This is a genomic window from Thiospirillum jenense (genome assembly GCF_014145225.1).
Lineage (GTDB): Bacteria > Pseudomonadota > Gammaproteobacteria > Chromatiales > Chromatiaceae > Thiospirillum > Thiospirillum jenense.
Window position 1 is genome coordinate 12,076 of the sequence record NZ_JABVCQ010000033.1, and the last position, 22,617, is coordinate 34,692.

Annotated in this window: 29 protein-coding genes; 5 read left to right on the forward strand and 24 right to left on the reverse strand. The window is 46.4% G+C overall.

The window, feature by feature from the left end:
* Nucleotides 1–56 precede the first annotated feature (56 nt).
* A complete protein-coding gene (locus HUK38_RS12445) occupies nt 57–869 on the forward strand; it encodes a ParA family protein (RefSeq protein WP_182584656.1) in 813 nt (270 codons plus the stop codon).
* A gap of 17 nt (nt 870–886) precedes the next feature.
* On the opposite strand, the gene hisC is transcribed toward HUK38_RS12445, so the two are convergent.
* Nucleotides 887–1,960, reverse strand: a complete 1,074-nt coding sequence (gene hisC / locus HUK38_RS12450) for a histidinol-phosphate transaminase (RefSeq protein ID WP_182584682.1) — start codon at nt 1,958–1,960, stop codon at nt 887–889.
* Nucleotides 1,961–2,094: 134 nt separating this feature from the next.
* Between hisC and aroE the strand changes: the two genes are divergently transcribed.
* Nucleotides 2,095–2,931 carry a shikimate dehydrogenase gene (gene aroE / locus HUK38_RS12455; protein ID WP_182584657.1) on the forward strand — a complete coding sequence of 279 codons (837 nt, stop codon included), beginning with the start codon at nt 2,095–2,097 and terminating at the stop codon, nt 2,929–2,931.
* A 112-nt stretch (nt 2,932–3,043) separates the two neighbouring features.
* Here the strand turns inward: aroE and HUK38_RS12460 are convergent, their stop codons facing one another.
* The 9 genes from HUK38_RS12460 to dnaN all read right to left on the reverse strand — a co-directional run bounded on the left by HUK38_RS12460 (nt 3,044) and on the right by dnaN (nt 11,751).
* On the reverse strand, nt 3,044–3,352 hold the full coding sequence (locus tag HUK38_RS12460) for a hypothetical protein (RefSeq protein ID WP_182584658.1): 309 nt from the start codon (nt 3,350–3,352) through the stop codon (nt 3,044–3,046).
* A gap of 69 nt (nt 3,353–3,421) precedes the next feature.
* Nucleotides 3,422–4,540 carry a tetraacyldisaccharide 4'-kinase gene (lpxK, locus tag HUK38_RS12465; protein ID WP_182584659.1) on the reverse strand — a complete coding sequence of 373 codons (1,119 nt, stop codon included), beginning with the start codon at nt 4,538–4,540 and terminating at the stop codon, nt 3,422–3,424.
* Nucleotides 4,504–6,276: a lipid A export permease/ATP-binding protein MsbA gene (gene msbA, locus HUK38_RS12470; protein WP_182584660.1), complete on the reverse strand. Its 1,773-nt coding sequence runs from the start codon at nt 6,274–6,276 to the stop codon at nt 4,504–4,506. The genes lpxK and msbA overlap by 37 nt, the downstream gene beginning before the upstream one ends.
* A gap of 300 nt (nt 6,277–6,576) precedes the next feature.
* The gene (gene mnmE, locus HUK38_RS12475; RefSeq protein WP_182584661.1) at nt 6,577–7,929 is read right to left on the reverse strand and encodes a tRNA uridine-5-carboxymethylaminomethyl(34) synthesis GTPase MnmE; all 1,353 of its coding nucleotides are present in this window, start codon (nt 7,927–7,929) and stop codon (nt 6,577–6,579) included.
* Nucleotides 7,930–7,957: 28 nt separating this feature from the next.
* Complete coding sequence (gene yidC, locus HUK38_RS12480) at nt 7,958–9,616, reverse strand: membrane protein insertase YidC (protein ID WP_182584662.1); 1,659 nt, start codon at nt 9,614–9,616, stop codon at nt 7,958–7,960.
* Entirely contained in the window at nt 9,609–9,845 is a 237-nt protein-coding gene (gene yidD, locus HUK38_RS12485) for a membrane protein insertion efficiency factor YidD (RefSeq protein ID WP_182584663.1), read from the reverse strand. The genes yidC and yidD overlap by 8 nt, the downstream gene beginning before the upstream one ends.
* On the reverse strand, nt 9,821–10,204 hold the full coding sequence (rnpA, locus tag HUK38_RS12490; protein WP_182584664.1) for a ribonuclease P protein component: 384 nt from the start codon (nt 10,202–10,204) through the stop codon (nt 9,821–9,823). The genes yidD and rnpA overlap by 25 nt, the downstream gene beginning before the upstream one ends.
* A 58-nt stretch (nt 10,205–10,262) precedes the next feature.
* The gene (gene rpmH, locus HUK38_RS12495; RefSeq protein WP_182584665.1) at nt 10,263–10,397 is read right to left on the reverse strand and encodes a 50S ribosomal protein L34; all 135 of its coding nucleotides are present in this window, start codon (nt 10,395–10,397) and stop codon (nt 10,263–10,265) included.
* 238 nt (nt 10,398–10,635) lie between these two features.
* Complete coding sequence (gene dnaN, locus HUK38_RS12500) at nt 10,636–11,751, reverse strand: DNA polymerase III subunit beta (protein ID WP_182584666.1); 1,116 nt, start codon at nt 11,749–11,751, stop codon at nt 10,636–10,638.
* Between the two features lie 184 nt (nt 11,752–11,935).
* On the opposite strand from dnaN, the gene gyrB reads away from it, so the two are divergent.
* Nucleotides 11,936–14,344: a DNA topoisomerase (ATP-hydrolyzing) subunit B gene (gene gyrB, locus HUK38_RS12505; protein WP_182584667.1), complete on the forward strand. Its 2,409-nt coding sequence runs from the start codon at nt 11,936–11,938 to the stop codon at nt 14,342–14,344.
* Between the two features lie 6 nt (nt 14,345–14,350).
* On the opposite strand, the gene HUK38_RS12510 is transcribed toward gyrB, so the two are convergent.
* The 9 genes from HUK38_RS12510 to HUK38_RS12550 all read right to left on the reverse strand — a co-directional run bounded on the left by HUK38_RS12510 (nt 14,351) and on the right by HUK38_RS12550 (nt 20,701).
* Complete coding sequence (locus HUK38_RS12510) at nt 14,351–15,082, reverse strand: lysophospholipid acyltransferase family protein (protein WP_194374881.1); 732 nt, start codon at nt 15,080–15,082, stop codon at nt 14,351–14,353.
* A gap of 4 nt (nt 15,083–15,086) precedes the next feature.
* Nucleotides 15,087–15,626 carry a D-glycero-beta-D-manno-heptose 1,7-bisphosphate 7-phosphatase gene (gene gmhB, locus HUK38_RS12515; protein ID WP_182584668.1) on the reverse strand — a complete coding sequence of 180 codons (540 nt, stop codon included), beginning with the start codon at nt 15,624–15,626 and terminating at the stop codon, nt 15,087–15,089.
* A gap of 68 nt (nt 15,627–15,694) precedes the next feature.
* The gene (locus tag HUK38_RS12520) at nt 15,695–16,072 is read right to left on the reverse strand and encodes a pyrophosphohydrolase domain-containing protein (RefSeq protein WP_202985562.1); all 378 of its coding nucleotides are present in this window, start codon (nt 16,070–16,072) and stop codon (nt 15,695–15,697) included.
* Nucleotides 16,069–18,165 (reverse strand): glycine--tRNA ligase subunit beta, encoded by a 2,097-nt coding sequence (gene glyS, locus HUK38_RS12525; RefSeq protein ID WP_182584669.1) that lies wholly within the window; start codon nt 18,163–18,165, stop codon nt 16,069–16,071. The genes HUK38_RS12520 and glyS overlap by 4 nt, the downstream gene beginning before the upstream one ends.
* On the reverse strand, nt 18,165–19,082 hold the full coding sequence (gene glyQ / locus HUK38_RS12530; protein WP_182584670.1) for a glycine--tRNA ligase subunit alpha: 918 nt from the start codon (nt 19,080–19,082) through the stop codon (nt 18,165–18,167). The genes glyS and glyQ overlap by 1 nt, the downstream gene beginning before the upstream one ends.
* Nucleotides 19,083–19,515: 433 nt before the next feature.
* Nucleotides 19,516–19,731, reverse strand: a complete 216-nt coding sequence (locus tag HUK38_RS12535) for a hypothetical protein (RefSeq protein ID WP_182584671.1) — start codon at nt 19,729–19,731, stop codon at nt 19,516–19,518.
* Nucleotides 19,732–19,895: 164 nt separating this feature from the next.
* On the reverse strand, nt 19,896–20,117 hold the full coding sequence (locus HUK38_RS12540) for a DUF2283 domain-containing protein (protein ID WP_182584672.1): 222 nt from the start codon (nt 20,115–20,117) through the stop codon (nt 19,896–19,898).
* 19 nt (nt 20,118–20,136) lie between these two features.
* The gene (locus HUK38_RS12545; protein WP_182584673.1) at nt 20,137–20,391 is read right to left on the reverse strand and encodes a DUF4258 domain-containing protein; all 255 of its coding nucleotides are present in this window, start codon (nt 20,389–20,391) and stop codon (nt 20,137–20,139) included.
* A gap of 85 nt (nt 20,392–20,476) precedes the next feature.
* The gene (locus tag HUK38_RS12550) at nt 20,477–20,701 is read right to left on the reverse strand and encodes a pilus assembly protein HicB (protein WP_182584674.1); all 225 of its coding nucleotides are present in this window, start codon (nt 20,699–20,701) and stop codon (nt 20,477–20,479) included.
* 65 nt (nt 20,702–20,766) lie between these two features.
* Between HUK38_RS12550 and HUK38_RS12555 the strand changes: the two genes are divergently transcribed.
* Complete coding sequence (locus HUK38_RS12555) at nt 20,767–21,000, forward strand: type II toxin-antitoxin system Phd/YefM family antitoxin (RefSeq protein WP_182584675.1); 234 nt, start codon at nt 20,767–20,769, stop codon at nt 20,998–21,000.
* The gene (locus HUK38_RS12560; RefSeq protein ID WP_202985563.1) at nt 20,994–21,260 is read left to right on the forward strand and encodes a Txe/YoeB family addiction module toxin; all 267 of its coding nucleotides are present in this window, start codon (nt 20,994–20,996) and stop codon (nt 21,258–21,260) included. The genes HUK38_RS12555 and HUK38_RS12560 overlap by 7 nt, the downstream gene beginning before the upstream one ends.
* Before the next feature lie 25 nt (nt 21,261–21,285).
* Here the strand turns inward: HUK38_RS12560 and HUK38_RS12565 are convergent, their stop codons facing one another.
* From HUK38_RS12565 to HUK38_RS12585, 5 genes are all read right to left on the reverse strand, one after another.
* A complete protein-coding gene (locus HUK38_RS12565) occupies nt 21,286–21,441 on the reverse strand; it encodes a hypothetical protein (RefSeq protein WP_182584676.1) in 156 nt (51 codons plus the stop codon).
* A gap of 84 nt (nt 21,442–21,525) precedes the next feature.
* Nucleotides 21,526–21,750, reverse strand: coding sequence for a pilus assembly protein HicB (locus HUK38_RS12570; RefSeq protein WP_182584677.1), 225 nt, complete (start codon nt 21,748–21,750; stop codon nt 21,526–21,528).
* Nucleotides 21,747–21,947 carry a type II toxin-antitoxin system HicA family toxin gene (locus HUK38_RS12575; RefSeq protein WP_182584678.1) on the reverse strand — a complete coding sequence of 67 codons (201 nt, stop codon included), beginning with the start codon at nt 21,945–21,947 and terminating at the stop codon, nt 21,747–21,749. The genes HUK38_RS12570 and HUK38_RS12575 overlap by 4 nt, the downstream gene beginning before the upstream one ends.
* Before the next feature lie 154 nt (nt 21,948–22,101).
* Entirely contained in the window at nt 22,102–22,326 is a 225-nt protein-coding gene (locus HUK38_RS12580; RefSeq protein ID WP_182584679.1) for a type II toxin-antitoxin system Phd/YefM family antitoxin, read from the reverse strand.
* A gap of 10 nt (nt 22,327–22,336) precedes the next feature.
* Nucleotides 22,337–22,588, reverse strand: coding sequence for a type II toxin-antitoxin system RelE family toxin (locus tag HUK38_RS12585; protein ID WP_182584680.1), 252 nt, complete (start codon nt 22,586–22,588; stop codon nt 22,337–22,339).
* Between the last annotated feature and the right edge of the window lie 29 nt (nt 22,589–22,617).

The following is a 22,617-nucleotide window of genomic DNA, read 5'->3' on the forward strand; positions in this document are numbered from 1 at the left end:
GGGGCGCCATGTGTGAATTTATACTACGCATTTGCTGCTCTGCCGGCCGCATTACCATGAATCAAGTAACACCAACTGCGCCAATCATCATCGCCGTCAGCAACCGCAAAGGCGGCAGCGGCAAAACGACCACCGCCGTGACACTGGCGGCCAGCTTTGCGATTGACGGTCAGCGCACCTTGCTGATTGATTTAGATACCCAAAGCCATTGTGCGCTGGGTTTAGGGATCACCGTGGCGGAAGAGCAACCCACCGCGCATCACCTGTTCAACCCCATCGCCGCCGACTTTGCGTTGACCAACGCCATTGTGCCGACGTTTTGGGAGCGGTTGCAGTTGATCCCGGGCGATGTCGATTTTCAACACGACACGGCAGTTGAGGATGAGCAGCGCCTCGCCCGTGCATTGGCGCAACCGGGGATCATTGACACTTATCAAATCATCATTTTGGATACGCCGCCGTCGCTGGATTCATTGCTATTAAATGCGTTGACGGCGGCGTCTTCGGCATTGATTCCGTTTATTCCACATCCATTGGCGGGCGAAGGGGTGCGGCAATTAGCGCGGCTATTTTTCCGCGTTGCCATGACCAGTAATGCCAATTTACGGTTATTAGGTTTATTACCCATTCAAATTGACAGCCGCATTGGATTGCACCGCCGCACCTGTGAACAATTAGCGCGGCAATTCGGGCAACAGCGGCTATTACCCGGCATTCGTAGCGATATTAAACTAGCCGAAGCATTCCACGCCGGCTGCCCAATTCAATTATACGCGCCGCGCTCGCGGGCAAATGATGATTATCGCTTTATGTTTGAACAGATCAAGGCGCGTTTGCGGAGTGAACAATTAGCGGCAGCGGGCGGTTGACTCATTAATTCAAATCATCACGCCAACAGCACCCGCAACGCCGCAATGCACTGCGCATTTTCATCCGCCGTGCCAACGGTAATCCGCACATGATCGGTTAAAAATGGGTGCGCGCCGTCGAGATTTTTAATTAACAAGCCGCGCTGTTTTAATCCGTCAAACACCGCCCGCGCCCGCCCGCTCGGTACTTTTAATAATAGAAAATTCGCCTCACTCGGATACACACGCACATTGGGTAAGTTCGCCAAACTCGCATACAACTGGTCACGATCCCGCCGAATCTGCGCCGTTTGCGCATCAAACACCGCCTTGTGTTGCAATGCAAAAATTGCGCTGACTTGCGTTAATACATTGATATTATACGGCAGCCGCGTTTTATCAATTTCGTTAATCCACTCCGGCGCACCAATTAAATAGCCCAGTCGCAATCCCGCCAAGCCCATTTTTGAAACGGTGCGCAACACCAATACATTCGGCCAGCGGCTGAATTGGTGAATAAAACTAGCGTCGGTAAAGGGCGCATACGCTTCATCAATGACCACCAGTCCCGGGCTGGCGGTAATAATCTGTTCAATCGCCGCCGTGTCAAATAAATTGCCGGTGGGATTATTCGGATACGCAATGAACGTTAATACCGGTTTTACTCGCGCAATGGTCTCCAATGTTAATTCAAGATCAATTGCAAAATCCGCCGCCCGCAATGGCACGCCGACGTATTGCAATCCCGCAAATAACGCAATCATGCGATACATGACAAAGCCCGGCTCCAGCGCCAGCACCGTCCGCTCAGAATTGGCTAATGCCAACGCCAACATTTGAATTAACTCATCTGAGCCATTGCCTAATAACACCGCCGCCGTCGTGGGCAATTGCAACGCACCGCGCAACGTGTCAATTAACGCCTGCGCTCGCGGGTCGGGATAACGATTCAGCGGCACATCGCGCAGCGCCGTCAGCCACGCCTCGCGCAATTCATCGGGCAACGGGTAGGGATTTTCCATTGCGTCTAATTTAATTAACCCCGCGGCCGGCGGGACGTGATACGCAGTTAAAGCGCGAATTTCGGGGCGAATGAGCGTGGTGTGTGGCATAACAGTGGTTGAGAATTGCGGCAGTGGATGGGTAAAATTCGGTAACATGAACGGGCGATTCTACCGAATTTCGCTCTCAATGACCGTCACTGATTGAATCAACTCAACTATTTTATTTATTCAATACACCGCCTATGCTCGATCAATACGCCGTTATTGGCAATCCAATTGCCCACAGTTTATCCCCGCGCATTCACGCCACCTTTGCGCATCAAACCCATCAAGCGCTCGAATACGGCGCCATTCTCGGCAATTTAGATGACTTTGCCGGTGATGTGCGCGGTTTTATTGCAATGGGCGGGCGGGGATTAAATGTCACCGTACCATTTAAAGAACAAGCGTGGCAATTATTAGCCGATCGCAGCCCGCGAGCTGAATTGGCTGGCGCTATTAACACGCTCATTATTCACGACGACGGGCGCTTGCACGGTGATAATACCGACGGCATTGGATTCATGCGTGATTTAATTGACAATCACGGTTTTCAATTCACCAACCGCCGCGTGTTATTACTCGGCGCGGGCGGCGCAGCGCGGGGATTGGTGCCGGCGTTGCTGACCAGCGACTTGGCGCACTTGACCGTCGCCAATCGCACTGTGGCGCGAGCGCAACAGTTGGCGGAAACGCACGCGGCCGTGGACGCCTGCGCTTTGACTGAGCTGACCGCGCTGCAACCCTTTGATTTGATTATCAATGCGACCTCCAGCGGCTTGACCGATCAGCACCTGCCGTCGCTGCCCGCGCACTGTTTGGCCGCCGGCGGGTGGGTGTATGACCTGATTTATCGCCCCGCGCACCTGCCCGCCACGCCGTTTTGTCGCTGGGGAACAGCGCACGGCGCGGCGCGAGTGCTGGACGGATTGGGCATGTTGGTCGAGCAGGCGGCGGAGGCGTTTTGGTTGTGGCGCGGGGTGCGACCGAATACCGCGCCGGTCATTGCGGCATTGCGCGATCAGAATGATGCGGTGTGAATGGTGAATAAAACGCGGCGGGAGGTGAATTAAAACGTGCGCCGCGTTCTATTAAAAACCTGCGATTCAGTGAATGAATAATGGGATTAAACTGCCGCCGTTTTCTAATGTGTTATTCATCATCTGGCAATTCAGGATCCCAGCCCAGCGCCCGCGCTCGCGTAATAGCAGCGGTATAAATCCGTTGATGGCGCTGGCGCAATTCATCTGGCAAGCGCGACACCAAATGACCATAAGGCATCCACGCCGCCGTCACCTGATCGTAAAGCTGTTCAATGCGATCTACATTCCAACCAATACAGGTTTCGGTTTCGGGAATTAACCCAAATACCTGCGCATCACGCACGATATTTCCAGTGGGTGACATGCCGGCATGAGCATCTTGCTCCAAACCGGGATAGACTTTATTTTGTCTGGACATCAGTTTTTAATCCTATTTAATTCCAACATTTGATGATGATTGACCAATCATTTGTCAATAAAACCCGCGCTACTGCGGCCGCAATTGGTTTAATCGCTGCTGCAAGGCGTCAATAAAACTCGCGGCCGGTTCTGCTATGACGGGTAAATACCAATGCTGCGGCAACGCGAATGGACGGCATTTCACCGCATCTTTTTCAGTCATTAACACGGGCGCATCTGACCAATTGCGCACCTCCTCGGCGGTAAAAACATGATGGTCAGGATACGCGCAACGGTGAATAGAAAATCCCCGCTGTTCTAATAATGAAAAAAACCGTTCGGGATGACCAATGCCGGCCACGGCGCGAATGATTTGATGACCAAACTCGCGCTGTAAATCTGCTAATGAACGGGTCAAATGTAGATTAACCAGATTCACCGCCGCTTGCGGTTGCAAATAAAAGTGTGACCAGTGCGGCAATGATGATTTGCATTGCGGGGCAATGGATTGGAATAAAACGGCCGCGTCATCACCATTGCACAGAATGAAATCTACGCTATTCAAACGCGAATACGGTTCGCGCAATGGCCCCGCCGGCAAACACCGCCCATTGCCAAAGCCGCGCTGCCCGTCAATCACCGCAATCTCAATCGCTCGCCCCAACCGCAGGTGCTGCAAACCATCATCCGCGATCACCACATCGCAGCCGTGCGCGTCAATTAACCGCCGCGCCGCCGCCACGCGGTCACGTCCCGCCACCACCGGACAGCCGGCGTTCGCCGCCAATAGCAGCGGTTCGTCGCCAAATGCGGCCGGATCGCCACCAATTGGCACATCCACAATTTGACGGCGCGGCAGCCGTCCGCCGTAGCCGCGAGTGACGATGCCCGGCCGCCAGCCGTGTCCGCGCAGGTGGTCTGCCAGCCACAGCACCAGCGGCGTTTTGCCCGTGCCGCCGACCGTGAGATTGCCCACGATAATAACGGGGACATTTAAAGTGTATTGCGGCAACCAATTGAATTGATACGCACGGGCGCGCAGTTGAATGAAACCGCAATATAACCCACTCAACGGGGCGAATAACACCGCGAGCGGGTGGGAATGACTGTACCAAATGATGTTGGGATTCAATGGAAATGGCGACAATGGGCGGCAAATAAATAGCGGAATTAACTGGCGTGAATGGGGGCGAATTGCAAGCGGCATAAACGCGCATAATAACCGTCTTGAGTCAGCAATTCGCGGTGCGTTCCTTGTTCAACAATGCGGCCATTATCCAGCACCACAATGCGATCAACATGTTCAATTGTGGATAAACGATGTGCAATGACCAACGTGGTGCGACTTTGCATTAACACCTGTAATGCCGCTTGAATATGCCGCTCAGATTCGGTGTCTAATGCCGATGTCGCTTCATCGAGAATTAAAATGGGCGCGTCTTTTAACATCGCCCGCGCAATCGCTAATCGCTGCCGTTGACCGCCGGATAATAACACGCCGCGATCACCAATTAACGTATTAAACCCGTCAGGTAAAGCGCGAATAAAATCGAGCGCGTGTGCCGCCTCCGCTACCCGTTCTAAATCCGCCAAAGTCGTATTTTCAATTCGACCATAGGCGATGTTATTTGCCACAGTTTCATTAAATAACACCACCTCTTGTGTCACCAATGCAATGTGTGCACGCAAACTCGCCAATGTCACGGTGCGGGTATCAATACCATCAATCAGAATACAACCGGCACTGGGTTCATAAAAACGCGGTAATAAATTGGCGAGGGTTGATTTGCCACTACCCGAACGCCCCACCAATGCGACGCTCTCGCCCGGTGCAATCACTAAATCAATATCGTGTAATACGCGCCCTTTTTCAGTGCTATACACATGCGATAGGTTTTGATAATGAATATGCCCCTGCGGACGCTGTAAAACCTGATGACCGCTTTCGATTTCAGGCGGGCTGTCGAGCAATTCAAATAAACTTTCAGCGGCAATGATGCCCTGCTGCAAATGTGAATTAACCGAGGTTAAACGCTTGACCGGTGGTAATAATAATCCCATTGCCACGACAAATGACATGAACGTCCCAACTGTAATATCGTCCCGCAAACCCTGTAGCGTGGACAAATAAACAATTACACCAATTGCAACGGCAGAAATCAATTGCACCAATGGTACGCTAATTGCTTCGGTTGCAATCATCTTCATTTGCAATGAACGGGTTTTTTCATTCAAGGCGGCAAATTGTTTGCGCTCATACGCCGCACCATCAAAGGCTTTTACCACGCGGTGCGCATCAATCACTTCTTGCACAACATGCGTTAATGAACCCACCCGTTCTTGAATACGACGGCTATAACGGCGAAAGCGTTTGGTAGCCAATTTAATTGCAAACGCCATGCTCGGGCCAATGAGCAGGAAAATGATAGACAAGGCGGCATCTAAATAAAATAAATAGGCTAATAATGCCAGCGCGGTAAAACCATCGCGCACAACAGTAGTAACTGCCGAGGTCGTGGCATTAGCGACATTATCAACATTATAGGTCAATTTGGCTAAAATATGGCCGGTGCTATGATGGTCATAATAATAGGTTGGCGCGTGTAATAAATGCTCAAACATGTGCTGACGTAAATCAGTCACCACCCGCCGTCCCACCCATTTCAAACAATAGGTGTTAATAAAATCGGCAATACCGCGTATTAAAAAAATACCCACCAATAAAAACGGCATGAGCCGCACCGTATTAAGATCACGCTCTACAAAACTGCCATCTAATAATGGTTTAATTAGCGCCGCAAATAATGGTTCGGTTGAGGCGAAAATCAACATGCCAATTAACGACGCGGAAAACATGCGCCAATACGGTTTTGCATAACCCAGCAAGCGGCGATAAATCTGCCATCCTGGAAAGGCGGCGGTTGGCGTGATAGCATTATTCATGGCATGGATTGTAAATGGCGCTATTCAATCGCTGGCGGTCATGTGATTGATTAAATCACGCATGACTACAATAGACGGCAGTAATACAGGTGAGGTTTAATTATCATTCGAGTTGTTTCAACCAGTCAACTCAAGCAGTTGATCGTTAATGATTTAGGTTAAAACAACGCTATTAGACTTGTTCTAACACTTATAAAACAAGGAGTTAGCAACGCTAAAATCTCCACATTTCTGTGGATGTGGCAAAAATAAAATCTTATAAATCAGCGTGATACTGCTCACGCCGTCAAAACAACTCTATTATTTTCCGATGCAAAAATCGGCGAAAATCACGTTTAATAAATCATCAGAGCGGAATACACCGGTGATTTGTCCGAGTGCAACCTGTGCTAATCGCAATTCTTCAGCAACGTATTCAATTGGCGCATTCTGTTGTTGGGCTTGAGCCGCGCTCTGCAATTGCACCTGAGTTTGGCGTAATGCTTCTAAATGCCGCCGGCGCGCCAGAAAAGCATTGTCTGCCAAATCACGATAATTGACGCTGTGTTTCAAATGTTGCTGCAATAACTCTATGCCAATTCCCGTTTTTGCGGATAATCCAATTGTCGTGTAACCAGATTGCTCGCGCACAAACGGCAACTGATTCATCAAATCAATTTTATTATGAATGATGGTGACGGGAATTGATGATGAAAACTGCTGGAGGTTTTGATTACATTCCGAATTATCAATATCCGTTGTTGCATCAATTACCCATAGCACACGATCGGCCTGTTCTATTTCCACCCGAGCACGGCGCATCCCTTCTTGTTCAATTGGATCATTAGAGTTTGAATGCAGACCAGCCGTGTCAATTAAACGCACCGGCATTCCATCTAATGCAATCTCCGTGCGTAATAAATCTCGGGTTGTGCCTGGAATTGGCGTGACAATCGCGGTATCTTGCCCTGATAACGTATTTAATAAACTGGACTTACCAGCATTCGGTGGCCCTGCAATGACGACGCTAATGCCATCACGCATCAATTCACCCTGCTGCGCACAGTCAAGCAAAGTTTGCATTGCCGACATCAGCTGATTTAATTGATTGTCAATGTCAGTGTGATTAATAAAATCCAAGTCTTCATCTGAAAAATCTAAACACACTTCAAGTTGGACGCGCAACTCAATCAACTGTTTTAATAACACATTTACTTGTTTAGATAACGCACCTTGTAAAGTGCGTTGCGCTAATTTCGCCTGCGTCACTGTGCTGCTGGCAATTAGATCGGCAATTGCTTCGGCTTGCGTTAAATCCAATTTGCCATTCAAAAAGGCGCGTTCCGTGAATTCCCCAGGACGTGCTAACCGCGCCCCTAAACGCAAAGTCACTGCCATTAATAAATCAAGAACAACTGGGCTGCCGTGCGCGTGCAATTCAATAATGCTTTCACCAGTGAACGAGTGTGGCGCTGGGAAATACAACGCAATGCCACGATCTAATACCGCGCCCTGTTCATCGTAAAAGTTTCCCCAATAAACCGTGCGAGGTTGCGGTAATTGTTTTAATAATACGACGGCAATTTGATTTACCAGCATACCGGACAAGCGCACAATGCCAATTCCACCACGTCCCTGTGGCGTTGCAATCGCAACAATGGTGTCAGTACTCATTCCCGTCGCCAATTGATATGTGCATTATCTAATGTTTAGCGACACCTTTTTCAATTGAATCGGTAATATACCATTGTTGCGCAATAGAGAGCAGGTTATTAACAGTCCAATACAACACCAATCCTGATGGGAAAAAGGCAAAAAAGATTGTGAAAACCACTGGCAAAGTTAGCATGATTTTCTCTTGCATTGGATCTGGTGGTGGGGGATTGAGTTTTTGCTGTACAAACATTGAAATGCCCATGATGAGCGGCAAAATATAATACGGGTCTGGGGAGGTTAAATTATCTAACCACAAAACAAAGGGAGCGTGACGTAACTCTACGCTTTCTAATAGTACCCAATAGAGCGCAATAAACACCGGAATCTGTACAAAGATTGGTAAACACCCATTGAGGGGGTTAATTTTTTCTTTTTTATACAACTCCATGAGCGCTTGATTTAATCGCTCTTTATCATCGCCATAGCGGTCTTTAATTGCTTTCATGCGCGGCGTCAATTTGCGCATATTAGCCATCGATTTGTAACTGGTCTCTGACAATTTATAAAACGCTAATTTAATTAAAATTGTCAGCACAATAATCGCCCACCCCCAGTTACCAAACAGGTAATACAACTTTTCTAATAACCAAAAAATAGGTTCAGCAATAATAGTTAGCCAGCCATAATCAACGGCCAATCCCAATCCCGGAGCCACCTGGGCGAGCGTATCTTGCAATTTTGGACCAACGAATAAACGATTGGTAAATTGATAATTTGCTATAGGTGAAACTTCAATCGTTTCGGTGTATTTTCCAATGATATAGCGATCGTTACCATCGGTATTAATAACCTTTGTGTAAAAGGTTTGCGGCTGTCCAGTGGGTGGAATCCACGCGGCCATAAAATAGTGTTGAATCATTGCAATCCAGCCATCTGTGATAACAACATTCAACGTCTGTTCTTTCATTTCATCAAATGATTTTTTCTTATACTTTTGCTCTGGTCCGTAATAAACACTACCCGTGTAGGTAGAAACAAACCGTGATTGATCAACATCATGTAACTCCGACCGCTGTAATTGATCGTAGGCTCTAACCACAAGCGGTTTTTCAGTGCGATTAATCACCTCCTGAGTCATAGTCACGACATATTGACCACGTTCAAACCGATAGCGTTTAATCACTTGAATGCCGCTGTCATTATCCCAGTATAATTCAACTGTCAGCGCATTTTCACCTTCAGTTAACTGATAACGGTTTTTTGCAGTTGAAAATAAACTATTATGTGTTGGTAATTGTTTATCCACAGCACCGTACAATCCTGACTGTACGATGAACATGTTGGGCACTTCCGATTTCAACAATTGAAATTTGGTGGTCGGTGCATCAGCTTTTTGGGCATAATCTAATAGCCATATATTTGAAATCGTACCACCGTACGGCGAAATTTCTATCTTAAATAAATCCGTTTCAACCTGTATTAATTGCTGTTTAACCGTATTAACAGTCAATTCATCTGTTGCCAACGGAGATGCCACAGCAGTAGTCATGGGCGGCGCATCGGGAGATGATGTCATTACTGACGTTGTGGAAGAAGGCGCGGTTGCAACTTGAGCAACTGGTCCGTAGTCTTCAACCCACGCTGAATAAATGAGAAATAAAATCCCTACCAGGGCGATAATCAGAATTAAACGAGTATTATCCATCGCAGTTTTCAATTCCTTTTCCAGGAACAGGATCAAATCCACCCGGGTGCCAGGGATGACACCGCAATAGACGGCGGATCGCTAAACGAATACCCACCATAACACCGTATAGTTCAATTGCCTCAAGCGCATATTGTGAGCAACTGGGAGAAAAACGACAATGATTGCCCAATAATGGGCTAATGAATAGCTGATAGAAACGAATTAAAAAACGGGCGAGGTGGTGCATAAACGCTGTTGTAATCGCAGCCAGTGGTTATTCAGAGATAGACGCAAATCGGAATTGCTGGCAGTAGCCGCTGCACTGCGTCCAATCACGACACAATCAACATCTATCCGTACCCAATTGAGGCGCTTATCTTTGAGACGAAACGATTCACGAATTAAACGCTTAATCCGATTGCGATTGACCGCTGTTTTCGCGCATTTGCGTGATACAGCAAGCCCAAGTCGCGCATCCATATCATCATTCGTTCGCTGGCGCACAAACACCGCAAAATAATGATCTGTTATTTTAATGGGAGTGGCAAAAACCCATTGAAAATGTTTGGATGCGGTGAGGCGTAATTGTCGTGGGAATTTATTCAAAATGTCTATTTAACGAGTTAAACATTTTATTAGTGTACGGATAGAATATAATTGGAATTTAAGGGATTAAACGTTTGCGTCCTTTAGCCCGTCGCGCTTGCAGAACATTACGACCGTTACGAGTTGATGAACGCGCCCGAAAACCATGTGTACGCACCCGCTTAAGGTTACTAGGTTGAAAAGTTTGTTTCATTAAAATACCTTTTAGTGATAAACCGTAAAAGAAATGCAAAAAGTCTTTAAAAATCTCAATGACTTTTTCAGTGTCGTACTGATTATGATAGCATCTGCCGCTCCAAATGCGGAGTGTTAATAATTTATATTAACTTCCCGACGGAGTCAACTCCATATCGGCAGGTGCTAAAAATCTTGTAAAACGTTGAGCCAATTATACTGGCTCATTTTAATTAACTATAAAACAGCTTGCTGCTTTATAAACGCATTGGCATGATGACATAAATTGCTCCTTCATTTTCTTCGTTATCTGCATCTTGCCAGATTGCACTATTGTTTCCATCTAGGAAATTGATTTTTATTTTTTTACCTTCAATCACATTGAGAATATCAACAAGGTAGCTAATATTAAACCCAATACTAACTGCTTCTCCTGAATAATCAATTTCGACTTCTTCTTCCGCCTCTTCACGTTCTGGATTGTTAGAATTTAACACCAAAAGATTGGTGTCAAAACTGAGTTTAACTCCCTTGTATTTTTCATTAGAAAGAATAGCGGTACGGAGCAATGCCGAGCGTAACGCCTCTCGGTCAACAATTGCACAACATTCTAAATCAGATGGAATAACACGTTCATAATCAGGATAACGCCCATCAACCAGTTTTGTGGTGATAATGACGTCACCAAATTTTAAACCCAAGGCGCGCTGACCAAATTCAATTTGAACTAATTCGGTTGTAGACGACAATAACCGTTTAAGTTCATTCACGGTTTTTGCTGGAATAATCAGTTGCTGGGGTTCTTTCCAATCATCCAGTTCTTCTAAAACAACATCAAGTTTTGCCAAACGATGTCCATCAGTTGCCACTGCTGTCATCTTGCCGGTTGTAATATCTAACAACAAGCCATTTAAATAATAGCGCACATCCTGTTGTGCCATAGCAAATGCGGTTTTTTCAATGAGTTTTTTTAATAATCGTTGTTCTAAAACTAATGTTGCCTCTGCATCTGGCATACCGATTGTTGGGTAGTCTATTGCTGGCAATGTGCTTAATACAAACCGGCTTCGTCCTGAACGCACTGTTGCACGCTCTTCTTCTAATTGAATCTTAATATCTACTTTGTCTGGCAAAGCGCGACAAATATCTAAAAACTTCCTTGCCGGCAAGGTTATGGCGCCAGCGTCAATAACGTATGCGTCTATTCGAGTTGTAATTTGCATTTCAAGGTCAGTAGCCGTGATTTCTAATGTTTCCGTATCAGCATGCACCAATAGATTGCTCAGAATTGGTAGCGTTTGACGCCGATCCACAACCCCAGTCACGACGGCGAGAGCTGGGCATAAGAGATCTCGTTCAACTTCAATTTGCATAACAGCATCCTTCAGATAAGGTGAACATGTTTAAGTACATAATATATGTACTTAAAACCATGCGTAATGGTAACATTTTTCATAAATATACACATAATTTAAATCGAGTGAAAGACTGCCAATTTATGGCAATTTGCGGTACAATATTTGTTGCTTGTAACTTGACAATATTATGAAACATTCAATGGCTTACGATTCGTCTAATATTAAAGTACTGCGCGGTTTAGATGCCGTCCGTAAACGTCCCGGTATGTATATTGGTGACACAGATGATGGCAGTGGACTCCATCACATGGTGTTTGAAGTTGTAGATAATTCAATTGATGAAGCATTAGCTGGTTTTTGTAGTCAAATCCGCGTAATCATCCATTTAGATGGCGCGGTATCAGTGGAAGATAACGGACGCGGTATTCCTGTTGATCTTCATCCAGAAGAACAACGCTCCGCCGCAGAAGTCATTCTGACCGTATTACATGCGGGCGGCAAATTTGATGATAATTCTTATAAAGTTTCCGGCGGATTACATGGGGTAGGTGTGTCGGTTGTCAATGCGCTGTCAGAATCTTTAATTCTGCATACATGGCGCAATGGCGTTTTGTATGAACAAGCATATCATCTAGGCGAACCGCAATATCCGTTGCGTGCAATTGGTGCTGCCGAGGGTTCCGGCACTATTATTCGGTTTAAGCCGGCATCAACTATTTTTTCTGATTGTGAATTTCATTTTGAAATTCTTGCTAAACGCCTGCGTGAATTATCCTTTTTAAATTCAGGCGTCAAAATTATTTTGCGTGATGAACGGACCGAGCGTGAGACAATTTTTGAATACAAGGGTGGGATTGCTGCCTTTGTCGAATATCTTAATCAAAATAAGTCGCCAATTCATTCTACCATCATCTATTTTACTGCTAAACAGGGCGATCATATTGTAGAAGTTGCTCTCCAGTGGAATGAATCTTATCAAGAAGCTGTGTTTTGTTTTACAAATAACATTCCTCAAAAAGACGGCGGTACTCATTTAGCAGGTTTTCGCGCTGGATTAACACGCACATTGAACCACTATATTGAACACGTCGTATCTGACAAAAACCAAAAAATCCGCCCAATTGGCGATGATGCACGAGAGGGATTAACGGCGGTATTGTCTGTTAAAGCGCCTGACCCCAAGTTTTCTTCTCAAACTAAAGATAAATTAGTGTCATCTGAAATTAAATCTATTGTAGAAACACTGTTAGCGGAGAATTTGTTTATCTTTTTAGAAGAACATCCTGCTGAAGCAAAAATCATTGCTAATAAAATACTTGAGGCAGCACGAGCGAGAGAAGCAGCGCGTAAAGCGCGTGAAATTACTCGCCGTAAAGGTATATTAGATGTCGCTGGATTGCCCGGCAAACTTGCTGATTGTCAAGAAAAAAACCCAGTGCATTCAGAACTATTTATTGTTGAAGGTGATTCAGCCGGCGGATCGGCAAAACAAGGACGGGATCGTTTATTCCAAGCAATTTTACCATTAAAAGGTAAGATTTTGAATGTTGAAAAAGCCCGCTTTGACAAAATGCTTGCTTCAGTTGAAATAGGAACGCTCATCACTGCACTTGGCTGCGGTATTGGGCGTGAGGAATATGATCCTAACAAATTGCGTTATCATCGCGTGATTATTATGACCGATGCTGATGTGGACGGTGCGCATATCAGAACTTTGTTATTAACTTTTTTCTATCGCCAAATGCCCGAATTGATTGACAGAGGTCATGTTTATATTGCACAACCACCGCTGTATAAAGTGAAAAAAGGCAAGCAAGAATGCTATCTACTTGATGATAACGAGTTTGAGCAGGTATTATTGCGTACCGCACTTGACAACGTGCAATTTTTTATTGGGGAAAACCATACTGCTTTATCGCCAAGTGATACTGAGCAGTTTGTGCGTGAATTGCAGGCAACCGACGCTGTTATTAACCGCTTTGCGAATCGCTTTGATGGAGTGTTTTTATCTCAACTCCTCACGGTTAAACCAATTCAACTGACAGAACTTAAAAACTTAGAACATTTGATACACTGGAGTACGATATTAACAAATCAACTCAATGCTGTGACACATTCAAATATAGACTACCGTCTTATACCTAACCTGGAGGCTACTGGAATAGAACATTCGGGATTTGTGCTGGAGCGTTATGTGCATGGTATTGCAGAAACACGTTTTATTCCACTCGATTTTTTTGCAACAACAGAATACCAACGCATTGCGAATTTGAATAATAAACTATCAGATTTAATGCAATTAGGTATAAACATCAAATATGGCGACAACCTGTTTGATATGACTGATGTTGCCACCTTATACCGTCGGCTTATTAATGAAGCAAAGCGCGGCTACTATATTCAGCGTTATAAAGGGTTAGGCGAAATGAATCCAGATCAATTATGGGATACCACCATGAATCCGACGAGCCGTCGCTTATTGCGCGTGACAATAGAAGATGCAGTTTTAGCCGATCAGATATTCACCACGCTCATGGGTGATGAAGTGGAACCGCGCCGAGCATTTATTGAACGGAATGCGTTAGAAGCAAGTAATATTGACATTTAAATTGCGCTATGGTGGCGATGATGATTGCGCAAGTGTTGATTGAATCCATTGCTGCGTTATTTGATTGATCTCCGCTGCTGTTTTACCGATCACCTCAATAGGTGCGCTGATTTCCATACGAATCACGCCGGGGTATTTAATAAAAGAACGCCGTCTCCACACCGTTCCGGCATTATGAGCAATAGGAATGACCGACACCTGCGCCCGTTCTGCCAATTTAGCGCCACCAATATTAAACTCACCGAGTTCATTGGTATCTTTTCTGGTGCCTTCGGGAAAAATTACGACCGTATAGCCCGCATTCAATGCCTGTTCTCCCTGCAATAACACCTGTTTTAATGCCTGACGCGCCAGGTGTCTTTGAATACTAATTGGGCGAAGAATGGCTAATGCCCAACCAAAAACTGGGATTTTTAATAATTCACTTTTTAATACCCAAGTGTGTTTAAGCGGTAATAAGGCGCGCAGTGCCAACGTTTCCCAAGCGGATTGATGATTAGCTAATACCACTGCTGGTTGGTGTTGCAGATATTCAACTCCACGAATAACATAGGATACATTACAAATCACTCGTAATAACCACAGGCTGACATGTCCCCAATTGCGGGCAATGCGTGCCAGTGTTAATTCAGATACGAATTTTGCACTAAATACAATCGCCAAACCGTAACCGATAGTGATGATGGCAAAAGCCAACATAAAAAGCATTGAACGCAAAATCAACACAACATTGTTCATTGAGTTATTCATTAATTAACAAATCAACTGCGGCGCGAAGATCAGCAATCACTGTGACATCGTTTAATTGAGCGCGGTGCGTTTTTTCTGTGATTCCGCCCTTGCCAGTTAATACCAACAATGGGTTTGCTTTGACAGTCATTGCCGCTTCAACATCACGCCACGAGTCGCCAATCATAGGCACGTTAATTAAATTGGTGTGAAACCGCTGCGCTAATGATTGTAATAACCCGGGCTGTGGTTTGCGGCATTGGCAAGCGGCTTCTGGTGCATGTGGACAGAATGCAATGGCGTCAATACGCGCCCCGCCCGCCGCTAAATAATCACGCATTCGTTGGTGAATACGATCCAGCGTCGTTAAATCAAATAAACCGCGTGCCACGCCGGATTGATTAGTGGCAATTGCAACTGTCCAGCCAGCGTGGTTTAAACGCGCAATGGCATCAACACTGCCGGGGAGTGGAATCCATTCTTCGGGGGATTTAATATAAGCATCGGAGTCTTGGTTAATGACGCCGTCGCGGTCTAAAATCACCAGCTTCATTTTTTTAATTGCATTTGGCCCGATTAAATCTATACGTTCACTGCAATAGTCAATTGTGGAAAACGCTGTTATTTTTTCGTGCGAAATTCCGAGACACGAATGCGACCATTAATCATGCGCGCCGTCCGCTGATCTAATACTTGCATCTTATCCCAAAACGCCGCATTCAAATCAATGTCAGTCGCAATCGCTGTTCCCAATAATAAAATTAACAGGTCAGCTAATTCTTCTGCAAGTGCGGTCTGTGTTTGACCTTTGGTGACACATGCGGCAATTTCACCCAATTCCTCTGCCATCAATGCGACGCGGTAATGTAATTCTTCACCGCCATTTTCGCGCAATTGATGTTTGGTATGAAACCCGCGCACCCGCGCAAGCATTTCGGCATAGGAATCGGGATCAGCGGGCAGTTGGTTTTTTAATTCGTTTACGGTGCGGTCAGTCATGGTTGTAAGCGCGAAATGTCGGCAATACGGAATAATTGTTTTTGCAAAGCCGCTAATAATGCTAACCGATTGCGCTGTATCGCTAAATCTTCGGTCATCACCATCACCGCGTCAAAGAATTGATCTACCGCCGTGCGCAATTGGGCAAGCGTCATTAAGGCAGTGGTGTAATCACCAATGGCTAATAACGGTGTGATTTGATTAGTCAGCGTTTGCAATGCGGTTGCTAATGCCAGCTCGGCCGGTTCAATTAACAACTCGCTATCAACTATTGCATTTTTATCATCGGTTTGATTGGCAACCGCCGGCGCTTTTTTCAGAATATTGCCAATACGTTTACTCGCAGCGGCTAATGAATCGGCCGCCGGCAGGGTGCGGAATTGCGCCACCGCTCGAATACGCGCATTCAAATCCGCTGGGCGCGTGATTCCCAATGCTAATACTGCATCAACACAATCAACTGCAATGCCTTGTTCTAAATAATAACTTGCCAAGCGTTCGGCGCAGTAATTAAACACCTCGTCCACCACCGTGGCGGCATTTAATGAATCGGGAAAGGTCGCGGCGCTCTGAGTAAATAACTGTTTTAAGTCCAGCGGTAATGGACTTTCAATTAAAATGCGCAAGACGGCAATGGCGGCGCGGCGCACTCCATACGGGTCTTTTACACCAGTGGGGCGTTGACCAATGGCAAATACGCCAGTGAGTGTATCCACGCGGTCGGCTAAAGCTAATGCGCGGCCAATCGCAGTCATGGGTAAATGATCGCCGGCTTGACGCGGTAAATATTGCTCTTCAATTGCAATGGCGACGGCGTCATCTTCACCCGAATGCTGCGCATAATAGCGCCCCATCACTCCTTGCAAATTACCGAATTCACCGACCATTTGTGTGACTAAATCGGCTTTCGCTAATAACGCGGCGCGTTCACACAAGGCGGGTGATAATTTTAATTGCGCGGCAATGAATTGCATCACTTGCACAATACGGCGGGCGCGTTCCCCTATTGAACCTAATTGCTCTTGAAAAACGACCTGATCTAATTGCGGCAGGCGCGTGGCGAGCGGTTGTTTGCGGTCTTGTTCCCAAAAGAATTGCGCATCGGTGAAGCGCGGGCGAATGACACGTTCATTGCCATGTTGCACGACGTCCGGTTGTTGACTGGCGATATTGGCAATGACAATAAAATGCGGCAATAAGGTTAATTCAGCACCAGTTGCAGTGAACAGCGGCACATACTTTTGATTTTTCTGCATAGTTTCAATTAACACTTCTTGCGGGACGGCGAGAAATGCTGAATCAAACTGCCCTAATAACGCGACCGGCCATTCACACAACGCGGTGATTTCATCTAATAATGCTTCGGGATAAATCGCCTGTCCATTCACCGACTGCGCTAGTTGATTAACTTGTTGTTGAATCAATTGACGGCGGACGGCAAAATCAGGTTCGACAAAATGCTCGCGTAATGCTTGAACGTACTCACTCGGCTGGGTTAATTCAATGGCGGCGGGCGAATGAAACCTATGCCCGTAGGTGATGGGTTGTATTGCAATCCCCATGACTTCACCGGCAATGGGTTGATTGCCAAATAAGCCGTTAATCCAATGAATTGGCCGCACGAATTCCGCCGTTCCCGCGCCCCACCGCATTCGTTTGGGAATGGGTAATTCACGCAATACTTGATAAATAATGTCGGGTAATGCGGCGCTAGTTATTTGCCCCGGCGTCACCGCTTGATGAATTAACCATTGCCCTTTATCGGTGGTGAGCGTAGTTAATTCATTCACCGCCACGCCGCACGAATTGGCAAAACCGATTGCCGCCGGCGTCGGTGCGCCAGTGGCATCAAAGGCGGCGGCGAGCGCCGGCCCGCGCCGTTGCGTCTCCCGTGCTGGTTGCGTGGCGGCAACTGCTTGAATTATCACGGCTAATCGGCGCGGCGTGGAATACAGTTGCGCGTCACCGTGACCAATTTGCTGCCGGTCAAGATGCGCGATGATACCGTTGCCAAACGCGGTCATCAGGGTGAACAGCGCGGTCGGCGGCAGTTCTTCCGTGCCAATTTCGATCAGTAAATCAGCAACTTGCATCACTCGCTCCCCTCGGCTTTCGCCAGCATCGGGAATCCCAACCGCTCGCGGCTGTCAAAATACGACTGCGCCACCGCCCGCGCCAACGTGCGCACCCGCAAAATAAATCGCTGGCGCTCGGTGACGGAAATCGCGCCCCGCGCATCGAGCAAGTTGAATAGGTGCGAGGCTTGCAGCACCTGTTCGTAGGCCGGCAGCGCCAATCCCGCCGCGACCAACTGCTGACTTTGGCGCTCGCACACGTCAAATTGCGCAAATAACGCGGCGATGTCGGCATGTTCAAAGTTAAATGCCGACTGTTCGACCTCATTTTGATGAAACACGTCGCCGTAACTCAAGCGCCCGCTCGGCGTGATCGTCCAGGTCAAGTCAAATACGCTGTCCACGCCCTGCAAATACATCGCCAGCCGTTCGAGGCCGTAGGTGATTTCGCCGCTGACCGGCCGGCATTCCAATCCGCCAACTTGTTGAAAATAGGTGAATTGTGTGACCTCCATGCCGTTGAGCCACACTTCCCAACCCAGCCCCCACGCGCCCAGCGTCGGTGATTCCCAGTTGTCTTCGACGAAGCGGATGTCGTGGACGAGCGGGTCGAAACCGAGCAGCCGCAGTGAGTCAAGGTACAGTTTTTGGATGTCGGGCGGCGACGGTTTGAGGATGACTTGGAATTGATAATAGTGTTGCAAACGGTTGGGATTTTGCCCGTAGCGCCCGTCGGTTGGGCGGCGACTGGGTTGCACATACGCACAATTCCACGGTTCCGGCCCGATGGCGCGTAAAAAAGTGGCGGGGTGGAAGGTGCCAGCGCCGACTTCCATGTCATACGGTTGCAAAATCGCGCAGCCCTGCGCAGCCCAGTAGCGTTGCAGGGTGAAAATGACATCTTGGAAAGTGGCGGGGCGGTCGGTCGGCTGCAAGGCGCGGTCTCCAGCGCATGAGAAGATGGCGCAGTATAGCGATTTTTGGGCGGATTTGCTTGCCGATTGCCGAATTTGGGGAAGCCCGCCTTTGAAAAAGGGGATTTAATCAAAGCAAATGATTGGGGGGATTTGATCGTTCCCACGATCCAGCGTGGGAACGTGATATTTGAAGAATCAATTGGTTAGAATTGAAAACTGAAGTCAGCTTTTCATTATCGTTCTATTGTTGTTGCAACATTTGAATGATTGATTAGTATCAAATATGATACTGCTTAAACCATAACCGTTGGATTTTTAAAGAAGAGTGCGTTCCCACGCTGGAGCGTGGGAACGATCAGTAATAATCCATGTTAGAACAACCCTAATGAAAGGCGCGCTGGACTAATCAATGCCCACAGCAATATTTGGGTGTCAAGCAAATAGCGCATGTCTAAAAATACTCGTTAAAGTCGTCAATTAGCGTATTAAAATCTTCGGGAATAGAATACCCGCGCTGCGCTAAACTACCGAGTTTAACGCCCTGGTTTGGCGTCCATTCTGTATTTTCAATAAAGGTTACAATCACCTGTGCATGACGCATTGTGGGTGGTAATTCATCAAGAATCACTTGCCCATTTTCATACGTTCCCGTAATTGCAGTGTGCATGATTTTCACTCCTAAACTCATTTAATTAATCACTCCCACCCGCTACGCCCCCATCGCCGCCGTTTTAATTTCAGCCGCCACCAATGGAAATGTATTAGGTTAGCCTGCCCAATTGGTAATGAATTGATTGCGGAGCGGGGCGCGGGCAACCCAACCTACACTGCTCATGCTGCCAGCAGACATTCGATATTTTTAATGACAATACGCGGTATTTGGTCAGCACCAAACAGTTGTTTAGCATCCAAAATTTCAATGCCAACTAGCGTTTCATTCGTGCCGATATTAAATGCCACGTCTTCATTAAGCCGCACTGTTCGGCATTCCTGCGGCTCATCAATTAAACGAATATACAGCGCGTCTATTTCAGAATCATAGATAATGTGCATGGTTGCCTCGGCATGATTATTAAAAAAAGAAAGTGTACACTGTGATTACGACAATTTCATCAGGTTCGTCTTTTATGACTGGGGCAACCTGTTTAATTGCGTAGTATTTGCCTTGCCAATGTGATTCAAAGGCAAAGTTAAAGCGGCATAATAATCGCTCGTGTTTTGCCGCTTCTCTTTCGCCTTCACAAATAGCGCGAATGACTTCGTCATGGGTAGCGCCACGTTCAAGACATTGCGTTTGGGCATGGCGTGATAAACGAATTGGTTTCACATTCGCTCTCCGTTCATTAAATACGCTCCCATCACCGCTGATTTAATTTCATCCGCCACCAACGCTGCAATGACGTTGACATTCATTAGCCAGCATTTGCCACCATTGGGCGAATGGTGACGGGTGGTAATTCGCGTCCGGCGGCTTGTAACGCATTGATGACATCGGCAATGACTTCGCATAATTCACCATATAAAACCACCGGATCATCACCATGAATACCGGTAATTAAATCGGGGCATTGACCAATATACACTTGATCGGTTTCACTCCATTCAATCCATTTAAGATATTGATCGCCGGGTTTCATGGTAGACTACTCCTGAATAGTAGTTGATTTTCTTACAGTAGAAAATTGTTTGTGAGGATTTGAGGATGTTAAACGCCGATAGTACGCAAACGCTAGACCAGCTCATTGATGTGACAATTGCCAACCAGCAACCAGTGATGATTCATGGTAAATCTGCCAATGCCGTTTTACTCTCAGAACATGATTGGAATGCAATTAACGAGACGCTGTATCTGCTGTCAATTCCGGGAATGCGGGAGTCATTGCGTGATGGGATGGCAACGCATATTGATGATTGTAGCGCAGAATTGGAATGGTGATGTGGGAATTGCGCTACACGCATCAAGCGAAAAAAGATGCCAAACAATTGGCGGCGTCTGGATTAAAACATAAAGCGCAAGAATTATTAAACATCATCCGTCATAACCCTTATCAAAACCCGCCACCTTATGAAAAGCTGGTTGGTGATCTCGCCGGTGCCTATTCCCGTCGTATTAACAGTCAGCATCGGTTGGTTTATCAGGTTTTGAAGCAAGAACAGAGTATAAAAGTGTTACGCATGTGGACACACTATGAATGACTGGCATTGTTGATCTGCGCAGTTTTTAATTTGCCATATTTGCCACTACCCAATACGCCCCCATTGCCGCCGTTTTAATTTCATCCGCCGCCAATAGAAATGTAGTGGGTTGGCTTGCCCAATTGGTGATGAATTGATTGCGGGGCGGTGTGTGGGCAACCCAACCTACGCTGCTGCCCATTCAATTGAATTAACCATTTTTTATTAGCCCCCCTTTGGAAAAGGGGGGGTGGGGGATTTAATCAAAAGCGGGAGTTGATATTCATCAGCCAGCATTTGCCACCATTGGGCGAATGGTGACGGGTGGTAATTCGCGTCCGGCAGCTTGTAACGCATTGATGACATCGGCAATGACTTCGCATAGCTCACCATATAAAACCACCGGATCATCACCATGAATACCGGTAATTAAATTGGGGCATTGACCAATATACACTTGATCGGTTTCACTCCATTCAATCCATTTAAGATATTGATCGCCGGGTTTCATTGCACACTCCTAATCGCAGTGATGATTTGCTGTTCTTGGTATCGTTTAGCATCATCGCCCAGTTGTCCACTGACGGTAATAGCGCCGGGATAATTCGGGTGTATGAATTTGCGATGTGAACCCTTGCCGGCTTTGGGTATTTCAACAAATCCAGCGGCGTGTAATGCACTTAATAAATCGCGGATTTTCTTTGGCATAACGCTGATTTAATCCGAATTGTGCAACGCATTAATGACTACCAGATACGCCCCCATCGCCGCCGTTTTAATCTCATCCGCCGCCAATAGAAATGTATTAGGTTGGCTTGCCCAATTGGTGGTGAATTGATTGCGGTATTTTTAATAAAAATTGCTACGATAACTCCTGTTCATCAATCCCTAAACGCTGACACAAATCAGTTAAACTGATGGTTGGTTCATTACCCGCCGTTGCCTGCGCTTGACGCAATAACAATAAATCTTCTAAATCCTCTAGTTCGTCTAAATAGTTTTTTAGACGATTAAATTCATCAATTGATAACACCACAAACTGCGGCTGACCTTGACTGGGTAGAAAGTCGGGATGCAATTCAATCATGGTTGTTTCCTCAGCGGTAGATTTCTCGACGATGCCCAACACGATGAATAATAATGATGCTGTCAACAATTTCAAATAGAATCCGATAATCGCCAACCCGCAATCGGTATTCAGGGTGAGTGCTTTTCAACTTTTTAATATCTCCGAATAAATTATTTTGCAATGCTGTGATGCCTTTAATAATGTGAATTTGATCTTTTCGTGGCAAACCGGCGAGGTCTTTTTCTGCACGGCTTTGAAAGCGAAGGGGATAATTTGCCATTATGTTTTATTCGGTTTGATTGATGCCCG

Bases quoted from the DNA above. Each gene is read 5' to 3' on its own strand.
- HUK38_RS12445 (WP_182584656.1), top strand. From the start codon at position 57: ATGAATCAAGTAACACCAACTGCGCCAATCATCATCGCCGTCAGCAAC.
- hisC (WP_182584682.1), bottom strand. From the start codon at position 1,960: ATGCCACACACCACGCTCATTCGCCCCGAAATTCGCGCTTTAACTGCG.
- aroE (WP_182584657.1), top strand. From the start codon at position 2,095: ATGCTCGATCAATACGCCGTTATTGGCAATCCAATTGCCCACAGTTTA.
- HUK38_RS12460 (WP_182584658.1), bottom strand. From the start codon at position 3,352: ATGTCCAGACAAAATAAAGTCTATCCCGGTTTGGAGCAAGATGCTCAT.
- lpxK (WP_182584659.1), bottom strand. From the start codon at position 4,540: ATGCCGCTTGCAATTCGCCCCCATTCACGCCAGTTAATTCCGCTATTT.
- msbA (WP_182584660.1), bottom strand. From the start codon at position 6,276: ATGAATAATGCTATCACGCCAACCGCCGCCTTTCCAGGATGGCAGATT.
- mnmE (WP_182584661.1), bottom strand. From the start codon at position 7,929: ATGAGTACTGACACCATTGTTGCGATTGCAACGCCACAGGGACGTGGT.
- yidC (WP_182584662.1), bottom strand. From the start codon at position 9,616: ATGGATAATACTCGTTTAATTCTGATTATCGCCCTGGTAGGGATTTTA.
- yidD (WP_182584663.1), bottom strand. From the start codon at position 9,845: ATGCACCACCTCGCCCGTTTTTTAATTCGTTTCTATCAGCTATTCATT.
- rpmH (WP_182584665.1), bottom strand. From the start codon at position 10,397: ATGAAACAAACTTTTCAACCTAGTAACCTTAAGCGGGTGCGTACACAT.
- dnaN (WP_182584666.1), bottom strand. From the start codon at position 11,751: ATGCAAATTGAAGTTGAACGAGATCTCTTATGCCCAGCTCTCGCCGTC.
- gyrB (WP_182584667.1), top strand. From the start codon at position 11,936: ATGGCTTACGATTCGTCTAATATTAAAGTACTGCGCGGTTTAGATGCC.
- HUK38_RS12510 (WP_194374881.1), bottom strand. From the start codon at position 15,082: ATGAACAATGTTGTGTTGATTTTGCGTTCAATGCTTTTTATGTTGGCT.
- gmhB (WP_182584668.1), bottom strand. From the start codon at position 15,626: ATGAAGCTGGTGATTTTAGACCGCGACGGCGTCATTAACCAAGACTCC.
- HUK38_RS12520 (WP_202985562.1), bottom strand. From the start codon at position 16,072: ATGACTGACCGCACCGTAAACGAATTAAAAAACCAACTGCCCGCTGAT.
- glyS (WP_182584669.1), bottom strand. From the start codon at position 18,165: ATGCAAGTTGCTGATTTACTGATCGAAATTGGCACGGAAGAACTGCCG.
- HUK38_RS12535 (WP_182584671.1), bottom strand. From the start codon at position 19,731: ATGCACACTGCAATTACGGGAACGTATGAAAATGGGCAAGTGATTCTT.
- HUK38_RS12540 (WP_182584672.1), bottom strand. From the start codon at position 20,117: ATGCACATTATCTATGATTCTGAAATAGACGCGCTGTATATTCGTTTA.
- HUK38_RS12550 (WP_182584674.1), bottom strand. From the start codon at position 20,701: ATGAAACCCGGCGATCAATATCTTAAATGGATTGAATGGAGTGAAACC.
- HUK38_RS12555 (WP_182584675.1), top strand. From the start codon at position 20,767: ATGTTAAACGCCGATAGTACGCAAACGCTAGACCAGCTCATTGATGTG.
- HUK38_RS12560 (WP_202985563.1), top strand. From the start codon at position 20,994: ATGGTGATGTGGGAATTGCGCTACACGCATCAAGCGAAAAAAGATGCC.
- HUK38_RS12565 (WP_182584676.1), bottom strand. From the start codon at position 21,441: ATGGGCAGCAGCGTAGGTTGGGTTGCCCACACACCGCCCCGCAATCAA.
- HUK38_RS12570 (WP_182584677.1), bottom strand. From the start codon at position 21,750: ATGAAACCCGGCGATCAATATCTTAAATGGATTGAATGGAGTGAAACC.
- HUK38_RS12575 (WP_182584678.1), bottom strand. From the start codon at position 21,947: ATGCCAAAGAAAATCCGCGATTTATTAAGTGCATTACACGCCGCTGGA.
- HUK38_RS12580 (WP_182584679.1), bottom strand. From the start codon at position 22,326: ATGATTGAATTGCATCCCGACTTTCTACCCAGTCAAGGTCAGCCGCAG.
- HUK38_RS12585 (WP_182584680.1), bottom strand. From the start codon at position 22,588: ATGGCAAATTATCCCCTTCGCTTTCAAAGCCGTGCAGAAAAAGACCTC.